The organism is Arthrobacter globiformis, assembly GCF_030817195.1.
In the GTDB taxonomy this organism is placed as follows: domain Bacteria; phylum Actinomycetota; class Actinomycetes; order Actinomycetales; family Micrococcaceae; genus Arthrobacter; species Arthrobacter globiformis_D.
On record NZ_JAUSYZ010000001.1, the window covers coordinates 4,127,001 to 4,143,617 of the forward strand.

Sequence of the window (16,617 nt, forward strand, 5' to 3'; positions counted from 1 at the left end):
GGGCTGGTGAGCGCTCACATCAAAGCCGTCGCTGCACTGAGGCGGATCTTTTCCACATGCCCTCCACGCTGAGACTGTGCCGTATCCCCCTCCTAGTGATCGTACTCACACCTAGGAAATCCATCGAATTTTCTTCATACGATTTCACGGAAGCGCCGCCGCCCTAAGGTACCGGGCCCGCCGCGGTTTTCGGAGGATCTCCAATGCCCCCAGCCAGCTACTGGCACACGGACACGCCTGAGCTGGCCGACGGCGCCTGGCGAGCGTTCTGGTCATACACCACTCAGATCTACAGCCGCACGAGGGCGGTGCTAACGCCGTCGCGGGGACATCCACCCTCGGCAGATGCTCGTGGTCCTAATAGGCGGTCCGCTAAGAGCCGGTTGTCTTTAAAAATCGGCGCTGGGGCCGGTGAGATCCACAATTCTCCCGGCGACCGCAACTTCTCGCACGGCCCAGATACCGGCAATCGCGGCATCCTCATGGGCGAAAGCCTCCGAGGTGAGCATCAGGGAACCATCCAATGCGACCAGTCGGAACCTGTGGCAACCATCCCCGTCCAAATACAGTTCAAAACTAGCGGCCATGGCGTTCTCCTAACATGATGCGGAGCCTGCATGCCCCGACTCCAACGAAACCGTCACAGATAACTACCGGCCTCAGCGCATTTCGTGACGGCGCACGGGTCCAGGGACCCCCATCCACCTGGCAATGCCAATTGCGTCACGAATCCGCCGCTGTCCGGTCTATAGAGTGACGCTCCTGCTTCGGCTGACTCCCCGGGTCTGCGGTGCAGGACAGAGAGGACAACATGCACAAGGCACTAATCAAGAATCCGACGCCGGCCAACGGAGGCCGCGGGACAGCTCTGCACGCGCTGAACGCGATAAAACGGGCACCCAGAATGGCCATCCTGAGAAGTATCAGAGCCGGGGAATGGCATACGGGCAGAGACATCGAAGATTTACTCGGATTGTCGGCACAGGAAGCCTTGCCGCACCTAGCAGTGCTACAGGAGCTCGGACTCCTCCTCCACGACGACGGTCACTTTAGTGTGAACGCCGATGCCTTGGATGCCCTGCTTCTCCAGTCTCGGGCCATCTCCACGTAGACCACACACGCTGTGCCTGTGGATCCCCAAACACATAGGCGGTCTGTCGCTGACCAACGGGGCAGGGTTACTCCCGCAGCGCCCGCGTGAGCTCTGCCCGGGCGAGCAGTTCCGCATCGGAGGGGTAGGCCACTTCTTCAAACACCAGGGGATGCGGCGCGGCCAGCACAGAACGCGCGTCCCGCTTACGCGCCAGCAGGCGCTCGTGCAGCCACTCCGGACGCTCCTGCCCCTCCCCCACGTACAGAGCCGAGCCCACCAGGGCGCGGACCATGTTGTGGCAGAAGGCATCGGCCTGGACGGTGGCAACAATGACGCCGTCCGGCCCGCGGGAAAACTCAAACCGCTGCAGCTCGCGGACGGTGGTGGAACCTTCCCGTGGCTTGCAGAAGGACAGGAAGTTGTGCAGGCCAAGCAGCTTCGTGGAGCCTTCGTTCAGCAGGTCCACGTCCAGGGGCGTCTTGTGCCAGAGAGTGTCGTACCGGCTGAGCGGATCCCACTTATCGGGGCCGTCCCCGATCCGGTAGCTGTAGCGGCGCCACAGGGCCGAGAACCGGGCGTCGAATCCCTCAGGGGCGACGGCTGCATGGTGCACCACAATGGAGCCGGTCTGGTCCCCCAGCCCGCGGCTGAGCGTACCCCGCAGGCGGCGCAGAAGGGCGACGGCGGGATCGACGGCCGCACCACGGCTCAGTCCCAGCCACTCGGCTTCCGTCAGGTCGAGGTGGACCACCTGGCCGCGGGCATGCACGCCGGCGTCGGTGCGCCCGGCAACCGTGACGCGCACCGGCCGGCGGATCAGCAGCTCCAGCGCGCCTTCCAATACACCCTGAACGGTACGCAGACCTGGCTGCACTGCCCACCCGCTGAACGGACCGCCGTCGTACGCCAAATCGAGCCGGATACGCAAAAACCCGCCGCCCCCCAAAACGGGGGCCGCGGGTTTTTGGTGGTTCATAGACTCAAGTCTATGCGAAGGATTTAGCGAATTACTTCGCGTCCTTGGCCTCGTCGGCAGCAGCCTCGTCAGCGGCAGCTTCCTCGGCCGGAGCCTCTTCAGCAGCAGCTTCCTCAGCCGGAGCTTCCTCAGCGGCGGCTTCCTCAGCGGCCGGGGCCTCTTCGGTTGCAGCAGCTTCGGTCTCAACGACCTCTGCCTCGGGAGCTTCCTCTGCGGCCGGAGCAGCAGCGGCAGCGGCCTGGGTAGCCTCGGCTACAACAGCCTGCTTGGCGGAAACCGGCTCAAGAACCAGCTCGATGACAGCCATGGGAGCGTTGTCGCCCTTGCGGTTGCCGATCTTGGTGATGCGGGTGTAGCCGCCGTTGCGGTTCTCCACAGCCTGGGCGATGTCGGTGAACAGCTCGTGGACGACGCCCTTGTTGCTGATCAGGCCGAGAACGCGGCGGCGGGAAGCGAGGTCGCCGCGCTTGGCGAAGGTGACCAGGCGCTCTGCGTACGGCTTCAGGCGCTTGGCCTTGGTGACCGTGGTGGTGATCCGCTTGTGCTCGAACAGTGCGGAAGCCAGGTTCGCGAGCATCAGACGCTCGTGAGCCGGGCCGCCTCCGAGGCGCGGACCCTTAGTGGGGGTAGGCATAATTGTTTCTCCTCATATGGAAGCCGGGAGGCTGCGCACAACGCGGTGCTGGCCAGCCCCTCGGCCAAGATCTGCTTGTTAGAGCTCGTCGTCGCTGAACGCGGCGTCGTCCTCTTCGATGGCTGCGGCGCGGGCGGCGAGGTCGAAACCGGGAGGCGAGTCCTTCAGGGACAGACCCAGTTCAACCAGCTTTGCCTTGACCTCATCGATGGACTTCGCGCCGAAGTTGCGGATGTCCATCAGGTCAGCCTCGGAGCGGGCAACGAGTTCACCCACGGTGTGGATGCCCTCACGCTTGAGGCAGTTGTAGGAACGGACGGTGAGGTCCAGATCCTCGATCGGCAGAGCCATGTCTGCTGCCAGGGCAGCATCCGTCGGCGACGGGCCAATCTCGATACCCTCAGCTGCGGTGTTCAGCTCGCGGGCCAGACCGAACAGTTCCACCAGGGTTGTGCCAGCGGACGCAACGGCATCGCGCGGGGCGATGGCCTGCTTGGTCTCGACGTCGACAATGAGCTTGTCGAAGTCGGTGCGCTGCTCAACACGGGTAGCTTCCACGCGGAAAGTAACCTTCAGCACCGGCGAGTAGATGGAGTCAACCGGAATGCGGCCGATCTCTGCGTCGCCGGACTTGTTCTGAGCTGCCGAAACGTAGCCGCGGCCGCGCTCGATGGTCAGTTCGAGTTCGAACTTGCCCTTCGAGTTCAGCGTGGCAATGTGCAGATCCGGGTTGTGGAACTCGACGCCGGCCGGCGGAGCGATGTCCGCGGCGGTGACGACTCCGGGGCCCTGCTTGCGCAGGTAGGCAACAACCGGCTCGTCGTGCTCGGAGGACACGGACAGGTTCTTGATGTTGAGGATGATCTCGGTGACATCTTCCTTGACACCCGGAACCGTCGTGAACTCGTGCAGCACGCCATCGATCCGGATGCTGGTTACAGCGGCACCGGGGATGGAGGAGAGCAGGGTACGGCGGAGGGAGTTTCCGAGGGTGTAACCGAAGCCCGGCTCCAGCGGTTCAATGATGAACCGGGAGCGGTTTTCGGAGACGACCTCTTCGGAGAGGGTGGGGCGCTGTGCAATGAGCACTTAGGTTTCCTTTCGGCGAGCATCCGCTATATGACGCAACACAGGTGGTGGAAAATCGGTCTGAGGACTTAACGCGGCGGGCTTGCCCGGACCCGAAACGGGTCCGGGCAAGCTCCGGCTGCGGAAAGTACTTAGACGCGGCGGCGCTTCGGCGGACGGCAGCCGTTGTGCGCGGCGGGGGTCACGTCCTGGATGGAGCCAACCTCGAGGCCGGCAGCCTGCAGCGAACGGATGGCGGTTTCGCGTCCGGAACCCGGTCCCTTGACGAACACGTCAACCTTCTTCAGGCCGTGCTCCTGTGCACGCTTGGCGGCGGCTTCGGCAGCCATCTGCGCAGCGAACGGGGTGGACTTACGCGAGCCCTTGAATCCAACCTCACCGGCGGAAGCCCAGGAGATTACAGCACCGCTCGGGTCCGTGATGGACACGATGGTGTTGTTGAACGTGCTCTTGATGTGCGCCTGGCCAAGCGCGATATTCTTCTTGTCCTTCTTACGCGGCTTGCGAACCGCGCCACGAGTCTTCGGGGGCATTTCTTCTCCTACAGAAAGTTATTTTGGGGGAAGGCCGTGCTGATCCCACATTTGCCGTCAGGCAAATGCGGTTTAGCGGGCCTTCTTCTTGCCGGCGACGGTACGCTTCGGGCCCTTGCGGGTACGGGCGTTGGTCTTCGTGCGCTGTCCGCGTACGGGCAGGCCCTTACGGTGGCGAATACCTTCGTAGCTGCCGATCTCAACCTTGCGGCGGATGTCAGCGGCTACTTCGCGGCGAAGGTCACCCTCAACCTTGTAGTTGCCTTCAATGTAGTCACGCAGCTCTACCAGCTGTGCGTCCGTCAGGTCCTTGACCCGAACGTCAGCGCTGATGCCGGTGGCAGCCAGGGTTTCGTGTGCACGGGTCTTGCCCACGCCGTAGATGTAAGTAAGCGCAATTTCCAACCGCTTTTCGCGGGGAATGTCTACGCCAGCGAGACGAGCCATAGTGGCAGTGCTCCTTGAATAAACCGGAGGTCGTAGGCAGTACACCCGCACTTTCAGTGCGGCCCCAGCCTCCGACCGGGGGTTAGCTGTCCGGGCCCATACGTCCCAGTTCAGCTTGTGCTGCCTTTATTTACTTGCGTGGGTTAGCAACCCAGGGATTCCCTGACGGGAATTAGCCCTGGCGCTGCTTGTGGCGCGGGTTCTCGCAGATCACCATGACCCGGCCGTTACGGCGGATCACTTTGCACTTTTCGCAGATCTGCTTGACGCTCGGCTTGACCTTCATGGCGTTCCTTTGCGTGATAGCAGTTGGGCCGATGGAGCGGCCTTAGGCAATTGCCTTGGCCGCCCAACGTTTACTTGTAGCGGTAGACGATACGACCACGTGTCAGGTCGTAAGGGCTCAGCTCCACCACTACGCGGTCCTCAGGGAGAATCCTGATGTAGTGCTGGCGCATCTTTCCAGAGATGTGTGCCAGGACGACGTGCTTGTTGGTGAGCTCAACACGAAACATCGCGTTGGGCAGCGCCTCAGTCACTACGCCCTCGATCTCTATGACCCCGTCCTTCTTGGCCATATCCTCCGCTAACTGTTGTTTGCCACAGACCTCCGGCTGGCGCCGGGCATGACTGCGGACGTTTTTGATTTGATTGATCGTCACCCTCCGGCCGCAAATGGGCGTGGCAGGGCAGACAACCAACATGCAACTCTACGGCATTAGGGCCGGAAAGTTAAATCCAGCTATGTTAGCGCACATTGCCCGGGTATGCACCAAATTCGCCCGCAGGAGTTGTCACCGCTTGGGCGCTGCTGACCCCGTCCAGGATCGCCAAACGTACGACGTCGGCCGCCGCACTCTGCAGCGTCATGAGACTTTTCTGCCGGGCAGTTTCCGTACTCCTGTCCAGCTCCTGGCTACCGGTGGCGAGGCAGAACACGGTGTCACCGTCGGCCAGGGTGTGGCTCGGATTCAGCGCCCGCGCCAGCCCCGCGTGGGCAGCCGAGGCGGTCCGTTTGCACTCGGCCACATCCAGCACCGCATTCGTGGCGACGACCACGAGCGTGGTGTTGAGAGCCGGGCCGGGTCCCGTCCCAACGGCCGAAGCCCGCCGCTCCGGTGTGCCAGGCTCACCAGGCAATTCTGGAACCAGCGGAAGGCCAAGCGCATTCACTACCGCTACCGCACCTACAACGATCGGTCCGCCATCAGAAATGTCTACCAGGGTGAGCGACGCTGTGCCCACTCCCCCTTTGTATTGTCCGCGTCCGATGACTGCTCCGGTGCCGGCTCCCACGTTGCCGCGTTCGACGTCGTGCCCTTCCGCCTGTGCCCCCGCAGCTGCGGTGGCCGCGTAGCCCATGGCCTCATCCGGGCGGGCACTGAAGTCACCGCCGCGGCCGAGGTCGAAGATGGCTGCCGCCGGAACGATGGGTACCACCCCTCCCGTCACGGCGAATCCGCGGCCCTGCTCCTCGCACCATCGCTGGGCGCCGTGTGCAGTAACCAGGCCGTAGGCGCTGCCGCCGGTTAGTACCACGGCGTCCACGGTGGGAACCAGGGTGGTGGGGTCCAGCGCATCGGTTTCATGGGTGCCGGGGCCTCCCCCGCGGACGTCCACCGAACCGACTGTCCCCGCAGGGGGCAGGACCACCGTCACCCCGCTCAACCACCCGCCGTCGGACTTCTGCTCCTGCCCGACACGCACGCCGGGCACATCGGTGATCTTTCCCTGTGCTCCGGCTCCATCACTCGGTCCCATGGCTCCCATTCTGCCCCGGGAGCTGGCATGGCGAGGCAGATAATCGCCCGTGACGCGCAAAATCCCTGGCGACACCGGAATTCCGGTGTCGCCAGGGATTTTGCGCATCGCCCAGCTAAGTTCGCCCAGCTAGATGCGTGTCCTCAGGGAATCGGGACCGGCACCACGCCAAGGGGCGCGAGCCTGGCCGCACCGCCGTCGGGCGCCGACAGCACCCAAATGCCCTTCTCGTGGACCGCCACGGAGTGCTCCCACTGGCAGGAACGCTGACCGTCCGTGGTGACCACGGTCCAGTCGTCCTCCAGCACTGCCGTCTCGATGCCGCCGCGCACCAGCATCGGTTCGATGGCCAGGCACAGCCCGGGGCGGATCTTCGGACCGCGGTGGCTGGTGCGGTAGTTCAGCACGTCGGGGGCCATGTGCATCTCGGAGCCGATGCCGTGGCCCACGTAGTCCTCAAGGATGCCCAGGGGCTTGCCCGGCACCGAGGAAACATAGTCATCAATGGCCGCGCCGATGTCGCCCACGAACTTGCCCTTGGCCAGGGCGGCGATGCCGTGCCACAGGGCCGTCTCCGTGACGTCGGAGAGTCGCTGGTCCTCCGGGTCCGGCGTTCCCACGATGACAGTCCGCGCGGAGTCGGAGTGCCAGCCGTTGACGATGGCCCCGCCGTCGATCGAGATGATGTCCCCGTCCTGCAGGACCTTATCGCCCGGGATGCCGTGCACCACTTCCTCGTTGACCGACGTGCAGATGGTGGCGGGGAACCCGTGGTAGCCCAGGAAGTTGGACTTGGCGCCAGCCTCCAGCAGCACCGCGGCGAAGACCTCGTCCAGCTGCTTCGTGGTGACACCCGGAGCTGCTGCGGCCACGGCTGCGTCGAGGGCGCGGCTCAGGACGAGCCCGGCCTCGTGCATGGTGCGCATCTGGGCGTTGGTCTTGTATTCAATCCGTGGCTGGCCGAATGCCATCAGCGGTGTTTCCTCTCAATGTGCCTCGCCGTTCCGGTTGCCGGATGGAACAGAAGGCGCGGGCTAAAAGCCGGAGGCCCCTCCCCATGGTCCGGGAGGAGCCTCGCAGCGTTGGAACTGATATCAGGCGGCCTGCGCCTCTTTGATTGCCTGCATGACGCGGTCGGTAACCTCGTCGATCTGGCCGATGCCGTCCACCTGGGTCAGGATGCCGCGTTCGGCATACTTGGCCACAACGGCCTCGGTCTGCTCGTGGTAGAGGTCCAGGCGGTGGCGGATGACGGCTTCGTTGTCGTCGCTGCGTCCGGTTTCCTTCGCGCGGCCCAGCAGGCGGGACACGAGCTCCTCGTCGTCAGCCGTGAGCTGCAGGACCACGTCCAGCTTCTGGTCGCCGTCGGCCAGGATCTGGTCCAGGTAGTCAACCTGTGCGGTGGTGCGGGGGTAGCCGTCCAGCAGGAAGCCGTCCTCGACGTCGCCTTCGCTAAGACGGTCGCGGACCATCTTGTTCGTCACGCTGTCCGGGACGAAGTCCCCGTTGGTCCATGTACTTCTTGGCCTCAACGCCGAGCGGCGTCTCGCCCTTCACGTTGGCGCGGAAGATGTCGCCGGTGGAGATCGCAACGACGCCGAGGCGTTCTGAAATGCGCTCCGCCTGCGTGCCCTTGCCCGAACCCGGTGGTCCGATAATCAACATTCTGGTCATCGCAATAGCCCTTCGTAGTGACGCTGCTGTAGCTGCGCGTCAATTTGCTTGACGGTTTCCAGGCCAACGCCCACCATGATCAGGATCGAGGTGCCACCGAACGGGAAGTTCTGGTTTGCGTTGATCAGCACGAGCGCCACCAGCGGTATCAGTGCCACGAAGCCAAGGTAGAAGGCTCCGGGCAGCGTGATGCGCGACAGGACGTACTGCAGGTAATCCGCGGTCGGCTTGCCGGCACGGATACCCGGAATGAAGCCGCCGTATTTCTTCATGTTGTCGCTGACCTCTTCAGGGTTGAAGGTGATCGCGACATAGAAGTAGGTAAAGAAAACAATCATGGCGAAGTACAGCGCCATGTAGATGGGGTGGTCTCCGCGGGTCAGGTTGTTGTTGATCCACTCAACCCACGGCTGGATCGACTCCCCTGCCTTCGGCTGGTTGAACTGCGAGATCAACGCCGGAAGGTAGAGCATCGAGGAAGCGAAGATGACGGGAATGACGCCGGCCATATTCACCTTGATGGGAATGTAGGTGCTGGTGCCGCCCACCGTGCGGCGGCCGATCATCCGCTTGGCGTACTGCACCGGGATGCGGCGCTGGGACTGCTCCACGAAGACCACCAGGGCAACCGTCAGCAGGCCGATGGCCAGCACAATGAAGAACGTGCCCGGACCCTGTGCGGACCAGATGGCGCCCAGCGAGGTGGGGAAGCCGGCAGCGATGGCCGTGAAGATCAGCAGCGACATACCGTTGCCGACGCCCTTCTCGGTCACGAGCTCACCCATCCACATGATGAGGCCGGTGCCGGCCGTCAGCGTGATGATGATGAGGATCGTGGTGATGACGCCCTGATCCGGGATGATGGGCAGGTTGCAGCCGGGCAGCAACTGGCCTGACCGCGCCAGCGACACCAGCGTCGTGGCGTTCAGCAGGCCGAGGGCGATCGTCAGGTACCGCGTGTACTGCGTCAGCTTGGACTGCCCGGAGGCGCCCTCTTCATACAGCTGCTGGAACCGCGGGATGACCACGCGCAGCAGCTGCACAATGATGCTCGCCGTGATGTACGGCATGATGCCCAGGGCGAAGATGGAGACCTGCAGCAATGCACCGCCGCTGAAAAGATTGACGAGCTGGTAGATCCCGCCCTGGGTCTGCCCGTTCGACAAGCATTGCTGGACATTCTGGTAGCTCACACCGGGCGAGGGGATAAACGCTCCCAAGCGGAAGATTGTGATGATTCCCAGCGTGAACAACAACTTGCGTCGCAGATCAGGCGTTCGAAACGCCCGGCCGAATGCGCTTAGCAAGCGTCCTCCTCAGTAGTTAATAAGTCTCGAGATGCAGGTCTATAAACCCAAGAACCGAGTCTAACCGGTGTTTGCGGCATGCGAACAATCCGGAAGACCCAATGGGTATGAAAAAACTCCCGGCACAGGGGCCTCGGCCCCCGTGCCGGGAGTTTGTGCAGCGGGCTAGCGCCCACCGGCTCCGGGACGGAATCCCTTAGAGCGCGGTGGTGCTGCCGCCGGCTGCAGCGATCTTTTCAGTGGCACTGGCTGAGAAGGCGTGGGCGGTGACGTCAACCTTGACGGTGATGTCGCCGGTGCCAAGCACCTTCACGGGCTGGTTCTTGCGAACAGCACCCTTTGCAACCAGGTCCTCCACGGTGACAGTGCCACCTTCCGGGAACAGCTCGTTGAGCTTCTCCAGGTTCACAACCTGGAACTCAACCCGGAACGGGTTCTTGAAGCCGCGAAGCTTCGGCAGGCGCATGTGCAGCGGCAGCTGGCCGCCGGCAAAGCCAGCCTTCACCTGGTAGCGGGCCTTCGTACCCTTTGTACCGCGACCGGCGGTCTTACCCTTGGAGCCTTCACCACGACCAACACGGGTCTTGGCGGTCTTGGCACCCGGGGCGGGACGCAGGTGGTGAACCTTCAGAGCGCTCTGCTTCTCAGCAGCTGCGGTCTCGGCCGTGTTCTTCTCTGCCATTACTTCGCCTCCTCAACATTCACGAGGTGCGGAACCGTGTTGAGCATTCCAACGGTCACGGCGTCGGCGGTGCGGACAACGGTGTGTCCGATCCGCTTCAGGCCGAGGGACCGCAGGGTGTCGCGCTGGTTCTGCTTGGCGCCAATGACGCCCTTGATCTGGGTGATCTCCAACTTGGCGTCGGAGGGAGTCAGGTTCTTCGCCATGACTTAGACACCTGCCTTCTGGCTCATCAGAGCCTTCACCAGTGCCGCCGGGGCGACCTCGTCCAGCGGCAGGCCACGGCGTGCTGCCACGGCTGCCGGCTCTTCGAGGCGCTTCAGGGCATCAACGGTCGCGTGAACGATGTTGATGGCGTTGGAGGAACCGAGCGACTTGGAGAGGATGTCGTGGATGCCCACGCACTCCAGTACTGCGCGGACCGGACCGCCGGCGATAACACCGGTACCGGCGGAAGCCGGACGCAGCATTACGACGCCTGCAGCGGCTTCACCCTGAACGCGGTGAGGGATGGAGTTGCCAACGCGGGGAACGCGGAAGAAGGACTTCTTGGCCTCTTCAACGCCCTTGGCGATAGCAGCGGGAACTTCCTTGGCCTTGCCGTAACCGACGCCGACCAGACCGTTGCCGTCACCAACGACGACGAGTGCGGTGAAGCTGAAGCGACGACCACCCTTGACGACCTTGGAAACGCGGTTGATGGTGACTACGCGCTCGATGTACTGGTTCTTCTCGGCTTCACGTCCGCCATCGCGGCCGCCACGGCCACCGCGGTCGCCGCGGCCCTGGCCACGGTCTCCACGCTCGCCGCGACGGGCGCCACCACGGCGGTCCTCGGTGGCGGGGGCAGTGGTCTCAGCAGCTGCGGCTTCGGTCGCCTTCTCTTCTGCAGACACAGTGTCCTTTTCCTTGTTTGCTTCGGTCACAGTGACAGCCCACCTTCGCGTGCACCGTCAGCGACGGCAGCGATCCGGCCGTGGTACTTGTTACCACCACGGTCGAACACGACAGCTTCGACGCCGGCAGCCTTGGCACGCTCGGCAACGAGCTCGCCAACGCGCTTGGCCTTGGCGGTCTTGTCACCGTCGAATGCACGAAGGTCAGCTTCCAGAGTGGACGCGCTCGCTACGGTCTGGCCAATGGTGTCATCGACAACCTGGACAAATACGTGGCGTGCGGAGCGGTTGACGACCAGGCGAGGACGTACAGCCGTTCCGGAGATGCGCTTGCGGATACGAAGCTGGCGGCGGCTGCGCGAAGCAGACTTGCTCTTGTTCGTACGCTTCTTGTTAATGGCGATGGCCATGGTTACTTACCAGCCTTTCCGACCTTGCGGCGGATGACTTCGCCAGCGTAGCGGATGCCCTTGCCCTTGTACGGGTCAGGCTTACGCAGCTTGCGAATGTTGGCAGCAACCTCGCCGACCTGCTGCTTGTTGATGCCTGAGACAGAGAGCTTGGTCGGCCCCTCTACTGCAAAGGTGATGCCGGCCGGAGCGGAAACGCTGACCGGGTGGCTGTAGCCGAGAGCGAACTCAAGGTCAGATCCCTTGGCCTGAACGCGGTAACCGGTACCGACGATTTCAAGCTTCTTCTCGTAGCCTGCGGTGACGCCCTGGATCATGTTGGCGATCAGGGTGCGGGTCAGGCCGTGGAGCGAACGGGAGGCGCGCTCGTCGTTCGGGCGGGTGACGGTCAGGGTGCTGTCTTCCAGCGCAACCTCGATCGGGCTGGCCACAGTGTGGCTCAGCTCGCCCTTGGAACCCTTGACGCTGACGACAGAGCCGTCAACCTTGACCTCAACGCCGGCAGGAACGGTGATGGGGAGACGTCCAATACGTGACATTATTCTCTTCCTTTCCCGTTACCAGACGTAAGCGAGGACTTCGCCGCCCACGCCCTTCTTGCCGGCCTGCTTGTCAGTCAGGAGGCCGGAAGAGGTGGACAGAATTGCGATACCCAGGCCACCCAGCACGTGCGGCAGGTTGGTGGACTTCGCGTAAACGCGGAGACCCGGCTTGGAGATGCGACGGACACCAGCGATTGAACGCTCGCGGTTCGGACCGAACTTGAGGTCGATGGTCAGCTTCTTGCCGACCTCAGCGTCCTCTTCCTTCCAGCCGGCGATGAAACCTTCGGCCTTCAGGATGTCCGCAACGCGGGCCTTGAGCTTGCTGTAAGGCATAGACACGGAGTCGTGGTATGCCGAGTTTGCGTTACGCAGGCGCGTAAGCATATCTGCGACAGGATCTGTCATTGTCATTTGGGCACTTGCCCTTCCTCGTAACGGTTTCCGCCGTTCTGTCCCTGGGGGACCCGAGCGGCCGGACCTTTTACGTAGTTAATTAAGCTTCGGTTTTGAACGGGAAACCAAGCGCCTTGAGCAGCGCGCGGCCTTCGTCGTCGGTCTTGGCGGTGGTCACAACCGTGATGTCCATACCGCGGGTGCGGTCGATGGAGTCCTGGTCGATCTCGTGGAACATAACCTGCTCGGTCAGACCGAAGGTGTAGTTGCCGTTGCCATCAAACTGCTTGCCGCTCAGGCCGCGGAAGTCGCGGATACGGGGCAGAGCCAGCGTGACCAGACGGTCCACGAATTCCCACATGCGGTCGCCACGCAGGGTTGCGTGTGCACCAATGGGCATGCCTTCGCGCAGCTTGAACTGGGCGATCGACTTGCGGGCCTTGGTGACCTGCGGCTTCTGGCCGGTGATCAGGGTGAGGTCGCGGACAGCGCCGTCGATCAGCTTGGAGTCCTTAGCGGCATCTCCAACACCCATGTTCACTACAACCTTGACCAGACGGGGAACCTGGTTCACGTTCTCGTACTTGAATTCCTCAAGAAGCGCGCTCTTGATGGAATCGGCGTACTTGGTCTTCAGACGAGGAACGATCTTCGTTGCCGGAGTCTCGAGAGTCTCAGTCATTAGATGTCCTTCCCGGAGCTCTTGGCCACGCGGATGCGGACGGTCTTCTTGACGCCGTCCTTCTCTACGGTGTCGAGGCGGAAACCAACGCGGGTCGGCTTCTTGGTGGACGGGTCAACGAGAGCCACGTTGGAAACGTGGATCGGAGCCTCGACAACCTCGATGCCGCCGGTCTTGGTGCCGCGCTGCGACTGGCCGACCTTGGTGTGCTTGGTTACGCGGTTGATACCCTCAACCAGCACGCGGTTGGTGTCCGGGAACACGCGCAGAACCTTGCCCTGCTTGCCACGGTCGCCGCCGCGCTCAGCCTTGGCGCCAGTGATGACCTGAACCAGGTCACCCTTCTTGATCTTAGCCATGGACTAGAGCACCTCCGGAGCCAGAGAAACGATCTTCATGAACTTCTTGTCACGGAGTTCACGACCAACCGGTCCGAAGATACGGGTACCGCGGGGGTCACCGTCGTTCTTCAGGATGACGGCTGCGTTCTCGTCAAACTTGATGTAGGAACCATCCGCACGGCGGCGTTCCTTCTTGGTACGGACGATGACAGCCTTGACGACGTCGCCCTTCTTTACGTTGCCGCCCGGAATTGCATCCTTGACGGTTGCGACGATTACGTCGCCAATGCCTGCGTAGCGACGGCCAGATCCACCGAGAACGCGAATGGTAAGGATTTCCTTAGCACCCGTGTTGTCGGCGACCTTGAGTCGCGACTCCTGCTGAATCACTATTTACTCCTTGCGTCGCGCCGGTTCTCAGACCGAAAATCTTCCTACGGAATGAGCCTTGCGGAACGGTTGATCGGGGTGTCTCTTGACCTGACTGGATTTTGCCAGACCAGGCCTAAACGCCCGTGCCACAAACAGTTGCTTCCCAAGCCCGCGGAGGCACAAGGGGGCACTATGCCGTGGCACGATTGTTTACGAGGTTTGCTGTCGGCGCACAACAGGCGCCATACAAACTCAATATCCTAGCACAGTTGGGGCTCAGCTCCATATCACCTGCCGGGGCTCCCCCGCAACGTACGACGGCGTCACGCACGGCAGCCTTTCGGCGCACCGCCGGTGCCGCTCCCCCCGCAATCCCCGGCCCGCCGCCGTCGTGCGGTCCCCAAAAGCATGCCCCGCGTGACCTACCCGGGCACCAACTTCCTGCAGGAACGCGGACACCCCCGCTCCCAAAGGGAACGGGGGTGTCCGGTGCAGCCGCCAAGGGCGGTGCTGCGGGTGTTACTTGGCCTTTTCGAGGATTTCCACGAGCCGCCAGTTCTTGGTGGCGGACAGGGGCCGGGTCTCGGCGATGACAACCAGGTCGCCGATGCCGGCGGTGTTCTGCTCGTCGTGTGCCTTGACCTTGGAGGTGCGGCGGATGACCTTGCCGTACAGGGCGTGCTTCACGCGGTCTTCAACCTGAACAACGATGGTCTTGTCCATCTTGTCAGAGACCACGTAGCCGCGACGCGTCTTACGGTAACCGCGCTGCTCAGCCGTAGCTGCCGTAGCAGTTTCCGTCACGTTCTCGTCCTTTTCACTCACTTGGCGTCCTCCTCGGTCTCAGCCTCGGCCGGCTTTTCAGCCTTCTTAGCTGCAGACTTCTTGGACTTCTTTTCTTCCTTGGCTTCCACAACCGGTGCGGCAACCTCGGCACGAATGCCCAGCTCGCGCTCACGGAGAACGGTGTAGATGCGTGCGATGTCCTTCTTTACCGCGCGCAGACGACCGTGGTTCTCCAGCTGTCCGGTGGCGGACTGGAAACGCAGGTTGAACAGCTCTTCCTTGGACTTGCGGAGTTCTTCAACGAGACGCTCGTTGTCGAAACCGTCCAGCTGTGCGGGTGCGAGATCCTTCGACCCTACTGCCATTTCTACTCACCACCTTCGCGACGCACAATGCGTGCCTTCAACGGCAGCTTGTGGATTGCCAGGCGCAGGGCCTCGCGAGCTACCTCTTCATTGACACCGGAGAGTTCGAAGAGAACCCGGCCCGGCTTGACGTTGGCGACCCACCACTCCGGCGAACCCTTACCGGAACCCATGCGGGTTTCGGCAGGCTTCTTGGTCAGCGGACGGTCCGGGTAGATGTTGATCCAGACCTTACCGCCACGCTTGATGTGGCGGGTCATCGCGATACGGGCAGATTCGATCTGACGGTTCGTGACGTATGCCGGGCTCAGGGCCTGGATGCCGTACTCACCGAAGGAGACCTTGGTACCGCCCGTAGCAGCGCCGGAACGACCCGGGTGGTGCTGCTTACGGTGCTTGACTCGACGTGGGATAAGCATTTAAGCCTGTCCTCCTTCTGCTGCCTGTGCCGGTGCTGCTGCCTCGGCTGCCGGAGCTGCAGCAGCAGGTGCTGCGTCAGCTGCCGGACGGTCGTTACGACGGCGGCGGTCACCACGGTCAGCGCCACCCGGGCGGCCCGGACGGTCGCCGGAGCGGCCACGGGACGGAGCAGCAGCTGCCTGCTGAGCCAGTTCCTTGGAGGTGACGTCACCCTTGTAGATCCAGACCTTCACGCCGATGCGGCCGAAGGTGGTCTTGGCTTCGTAGAAGCCGTAGTCGATGTTCGCGCGGAGGGTGTGCAGGGGCACACGGCCTTCGCGGTAGAACTCCGAGCGGGACATTTCTGCGCCACCCAGACGGCCCGAGCAAGCGATACGGATACCCTTGGCACCGGCACGCTGTGCGGACTGCATGGCCTTCTTCATCGCACGGCGGAATGCCACGCGGGAAGTCAGCTGCTCTGCAACACCCTGGGCAACAAGCTGGGCTTCCATCTCGGGGTTCTTGACCTCGAGGATGTTCAGCTGGACCTGCTTGCCGGTGAGCTTTTCGAGCTCGCCACGGATGCGGTCTGCCTCGGCGCCGCGGCGGCCGATGACGATGCCCGGACGTGCCGTGTGGATGTCCACGCGGACACGGTCACGGGTGCGCTCGATCTCTACCTTGGCGATGCCGGCGCGCTCCATGCCCGTGGACATGAGCTGGCGGATACGGATGTCTTCGCGAACGAAGTCCTTGTACCGCTGGCCGGACTTGGTGCTGTCAGCGAACCAGTGCGATACGTGATCGGTGGTGATGCCGAGTCGGAACCCGTGCGGGTTTACTTTCTGTCCCACTTAGCGAGCCTCCTCTTTCTCCGGGGTAGCGACTACCACGGTGATGTGGCTGGTGCGCTTCTTGATCTGAAATGCACGACCCTGAGCACGCGGCTGGAACCGCTTCATGGTCGGGCCTTCATCAACAAACGCTTCGCTGATGATGAGGTCACCTTCGTCGAACGCAACACCGTCGCGGTCCGCGAGGACCCGTGCGTTGGAGATTGCCGACTGAACTACCTTGAATACCGGCTCTGAAGCTGCCTGGGGGGCAAACTTCAGAATTGCCAGAGCCTCGTTCGCTTGCTTTCCACGAACAAGGTTGACGACGCGCCGGGCCTTCATAGGCGTTACGCGGATGTGGCGCGCAATTGCCTTGGCTTCCATTGCTTTCCT

25 protein-coding genes and 1 pseudogene are annotated in these 16,617 nt (G+C 62.7%); all 26 read right to left on the minus strand.

Annotated features, from left to right (window positions below; translation table 11 throughout):
* Positions 1–389 precede the first annotated feature (389 nt).
* The 26 genes and pseudogenes from QF036_RS18795 to rplV all read right to left on the minus strand — a co-directional run bounded on the left by QF036_RS18795 (position 390) and on the right by rplV (position 16,608).
* Positions 390–587 carry a YegP family protein gene (locus tag QF036_RS18795; RefSeq protein ID WP_307104303.1) on the minus strand — a complete coding sequence of 66 codons (198 nt, stop codon included), beginning with the start codon at positions 585–587 and terminating at the stop codon, positions 390–392.
* 591 nt (positions 588–1,178) lie between these two features.
* Positions 1,179–2,069 (minus strand): tRNA pseudouridine(38-40) synthase TruA, encoded by an 891-nt coding sequence (truA, locus tag QF036_RS18800; RefSeq protein WP_307104304.1) that lies wholly within the window; start codon positions 2,067–2,069, stop codon positions 1,179–1,181.
* 31 nt (positions 2,070–2,100) lie between these two features.
* The gene (gene rplQ / locus QF036_RS18805; protein WP_307104306.1) at positions 2,101–2,703 is read right to left on the minus strand and encodes a 50S ribosomal protein L17; all 603 of its coding nucleotides are present in this window, start codon (positions 2,701–2,703) and stop codon (positions 2,101–2,103) included.
* 78 nt (positions 2,704–2,781) lie between these two features.
* Positions 2,782–3,792 carry a DNA-directed RNA polymerase subunit alpha gene (locus QF036_RS18810; protein ID WP_003803733.1) on the minus strand — a complete coding sequence of 337 codons (1,011 nt, stop codon included), beginning with the start codon at positions 3,790–3,792 and terminating at the stop codon, positions 2,782–2,784.
* Between the two features lie 131 nt (positions 3,793–3,923).
* Positions 3,924–4,325, minus strand: a complete 402-nt coding sequence (rpsK, locus tag QF036_RS18815) for a 30S ribosomal protein S11 (protein WP_102973678.1) — start codon at positions 4,323–4,325, stop codon at positions 3,924–3,926.
* A 72-nt stretch (positions 4,326–4,397) separates the two neighbouring features.
* Positions 4,398–4,772, minus strand: a complete 375-nt coding sequence (rpsM, locus tag QF036_RS18820) for a 30S ribosomal protein S13 (protein ID WP_028275004.1) — start codon at positions 4,770–4,772, stop codon at positions 4,398–4,400.
* A gap of 172 nt (positions 4,773–4,944) precedes the next feature.
* The gene (gene rpmJ / locus QF036_RS18825) at positions 4,945–5,058 is read right to left on the minus strand and encodes a 50S ribosomal protein L36 (RefSeq protein WP_009358722.1); all 114 of its coding nucleotides are present in this window, start codon (positions 5,056–5,058) and stop codon (positions 4,945–4,947) included.
* A 70-nt stretch (positions 5,059–5,128) separates the two neighbouring features.
* Complete coding sequence (gene infA / locus QF036_RS18830; RefSeq protein WP_011775571.1) at positions 5,129–5,350, minus strand: translation initiation factor IF-1; 222 nt, start codon at positions 5,348–5,350, stop codon at positions 5,129–5,131.
* 169 nt (positions 5,351–5,519) lie between these two features.
* Positions 5,520–6,533 carry a P1 family peptidase gene (locus tag QF036_RS18835; RefSeq protein WP_307104308.1) on the minus strand — a complete coding sequence of 338 codons (1,014 nt, stop codon included), beginning with the start codon at positions 6,531–6,533 and terminating at the stop codon, positions 5,520–5,522.
* Positions 6,534–6,676: 143 nt separating this feature from the next.
* Positions 6,677–7,504 (minus strand): type I methionyl aminopeptidase, encoded by an 828-nt coding sequence (gene map, locus QF036_RS18840; RefSeq protein WP_307104310.1) that lies wholly within the window; start codon positions 7,502–7,504, stop codon positions 6,677–6,679.
* Positions 7,505–7,627: 123 nt separating this feature from the next.
* Positions 7,628–8,198: pseudogene (locus QF036_RS18845) on the minus strand (adenylate kinase).
* 5 nt (positions 8,199–8,203) lie between these two features.
* Positions 8,204–9,514: a preprotein translocase subunit SecY gene (gene secY / locus QF036_RS18850; protein WP_307104311.1), complete on the minus strand. Its 1,311-nt coding sequence runs from the start codon at positions 9,512–9,514 to the stop codon at positions 8,204–8,206.
* A 196-nt stretch (positions 9,515–9,710) separates the two neighbouring features.
* Complete coding sequence (gene rplO / locus QF036_RS18855; protein WP_307104313.1) at positions 9,711–10,196, minus strand: 50S ribosomal protein L15; 486 nt, start codon at positions 10,194–10,196, stop codon at positions 9,711–9,713.
* Complete coding sequence (gene rpmD / locus QF036_RS18860) at positions 10,196–10,402, minus strand: 50S ribosomal protein L30 (RefSeq protein ID WP_003803757.1); 207 nt, start codon at positions 10,400–10,402, stop codon at positions 10,196–10,198. The genes rplO and rpmD overlap by 1 nt, the downstream gene beginning before the upstream one ends.
* Before the next feature lie 3 nt (positions 10,403–10,405).
* Positions 10,406–11,122, minus strand: a complete 717-nt coding sequence (rpsE, locus tag QF036_RS18865; protein ID WP_003803760.1) for a 30S ribosomal protein S5 — start codon at positions 11,120–11,122, stop codon at positions 10,406–10,408.
* The gene (gene rplR, locus QF036_RS18870) at positions 11,119–11,502 is read right to left on the minus strand and encodes a 50S ribosomal protein L18 (RefSeq protein WP_003803763.1); all 384 of its coding nucleotides are present in this window, start codon (positions 11,500–11,502) and stop codon (positions 11,119–11,121) included. Before rplR ends, rpsE begins: the two co-directional genes overlap by 4 nt.
* Positions 11,503–11,504: 2 nt before the next feature.
* Positions 11,505–12,041 carry a 50S ribosomal protein L6 gene (gene rplF, locus QF036_RS18875; protein ID WP_003803764.1) on the minus strand — a complete coding sequence of 179 codons (537 nt, stop codon included), beginning with the start codon at positions 12,039–12,041 and terminating at the stop codon, positions 11,505–11,507.
* A gap of 18 nt (positions 12,042–12,059) precedes the next feature.
* Positions 12,060–12,458 carry a 30S ribosomal protein S8 gene (rpsH, locus tag QF036_RS18880; protein ID WP_003803767.1) on the minus strand — a complete coding sequence of 133 codons (399 nt, stop codon included), beginning with the start codon at positions 12,456–12,458 and terminating at the stop codon, positions 12,060–12,062.
* 82 nt (positions 12,459–12,540) lie between these two features.
* A complete protein-coding gene (rplE, locus tag QF036_RS18885; RefSeq protein ID WP_003803769.1) occupies positions 12,541–13,122 on the minus strand; it encodes a 50S ribosomal protein L5 in 582 nt (193 codons plus the stop codon).
* Positions 13,122–13,481, minus strand: coding sequence for a 50S ribosomal protein L24 (gene rplX, locus QF036_RS18890; RefSeq protein ID WP_003803770.1), 360 nt, complete (start codon positions 13,479–13,481; stop codon positions 13,122–13,124). Before rplX ends, rplE begins: the two co-directional genes overlap by 1 nt.
* A 3-nt stretch (positions 13,482–13,484) precedes the next feature.
* Positions 13,485–13,853 (minus strand): 50S ribosomal protein L14, encoded by a 369-nt coding sequence (gene rplN / locus QF036_RS18895; RefSeq protein ID WP_003803789.1) that lies wholly within the window; start codon positions 13,851–13,853, stop codon positions 13,485–13,487.
* A gap of 501 nt (positions 13,854–14,354) precedes the next feature.
* Positions 14,355–14,660 (minus strand): 30S ribosomal protein S17, encoded by a 306-nt coding sequence (gene rpsQ, locus QF036_RS18900; protein ID WP_076801234.1) that lies wholly within the window; start codon positions 14,658–14,660, stop codon positions 14,355–14,357.
* Positions 14,657–14,986, minus strand: a complete 330-nt coding sequence (gene rpmC, locus QF036_RS18905) for a 50S ribosomal protein L29 (protein ID WP_003803792.1) — start codon at positions 14,984–14,986, stop codon at positions 14,657–14,659. Before rpmC ends, rpsQ begins: the two co-directional genes overlap by 4 nt.
* A 2-nt stretch (positions 14,987–14,988) precedes the next feature.
* Positions 14,989–15,405 carry a 50S ribosomal protein L16 gene (gene rplP / locus QF036_RS18910; RefSeq protein WP_003803795.1) on the minus strand — a complete coding sequence of 139 codons (417 nt, stop codon included), beginning with the start codon at positions 15,403–15,405 and terminating at the stop codon, positions 14,989–14,991.
* Positions 15,406–16,242: a 30S ribosomal protein S3 gene (gene rpsC, locus QF036_RS18915; RefSeq protein ID WP_003803796.1), complete on the minus strand. Its 837-nt coding sequence runs from the start codon at positions 16,240–16,242 to the stop codon at positions 15,406–15,408.
* Positions 16,243–16,608 (minus strand): 50S ribosomal protein L22, encoded by a 366-nt coding sequence (rplV, locus tag QF036_RS18920; RefSeq protein ID WP_003803798.1) that lies wholly within the window; start codon positions 16,606–16,608, stop codon positions 16,243–16,245.
* Positions 16,609–16,617: the final 9 nt, after the last annotated feature.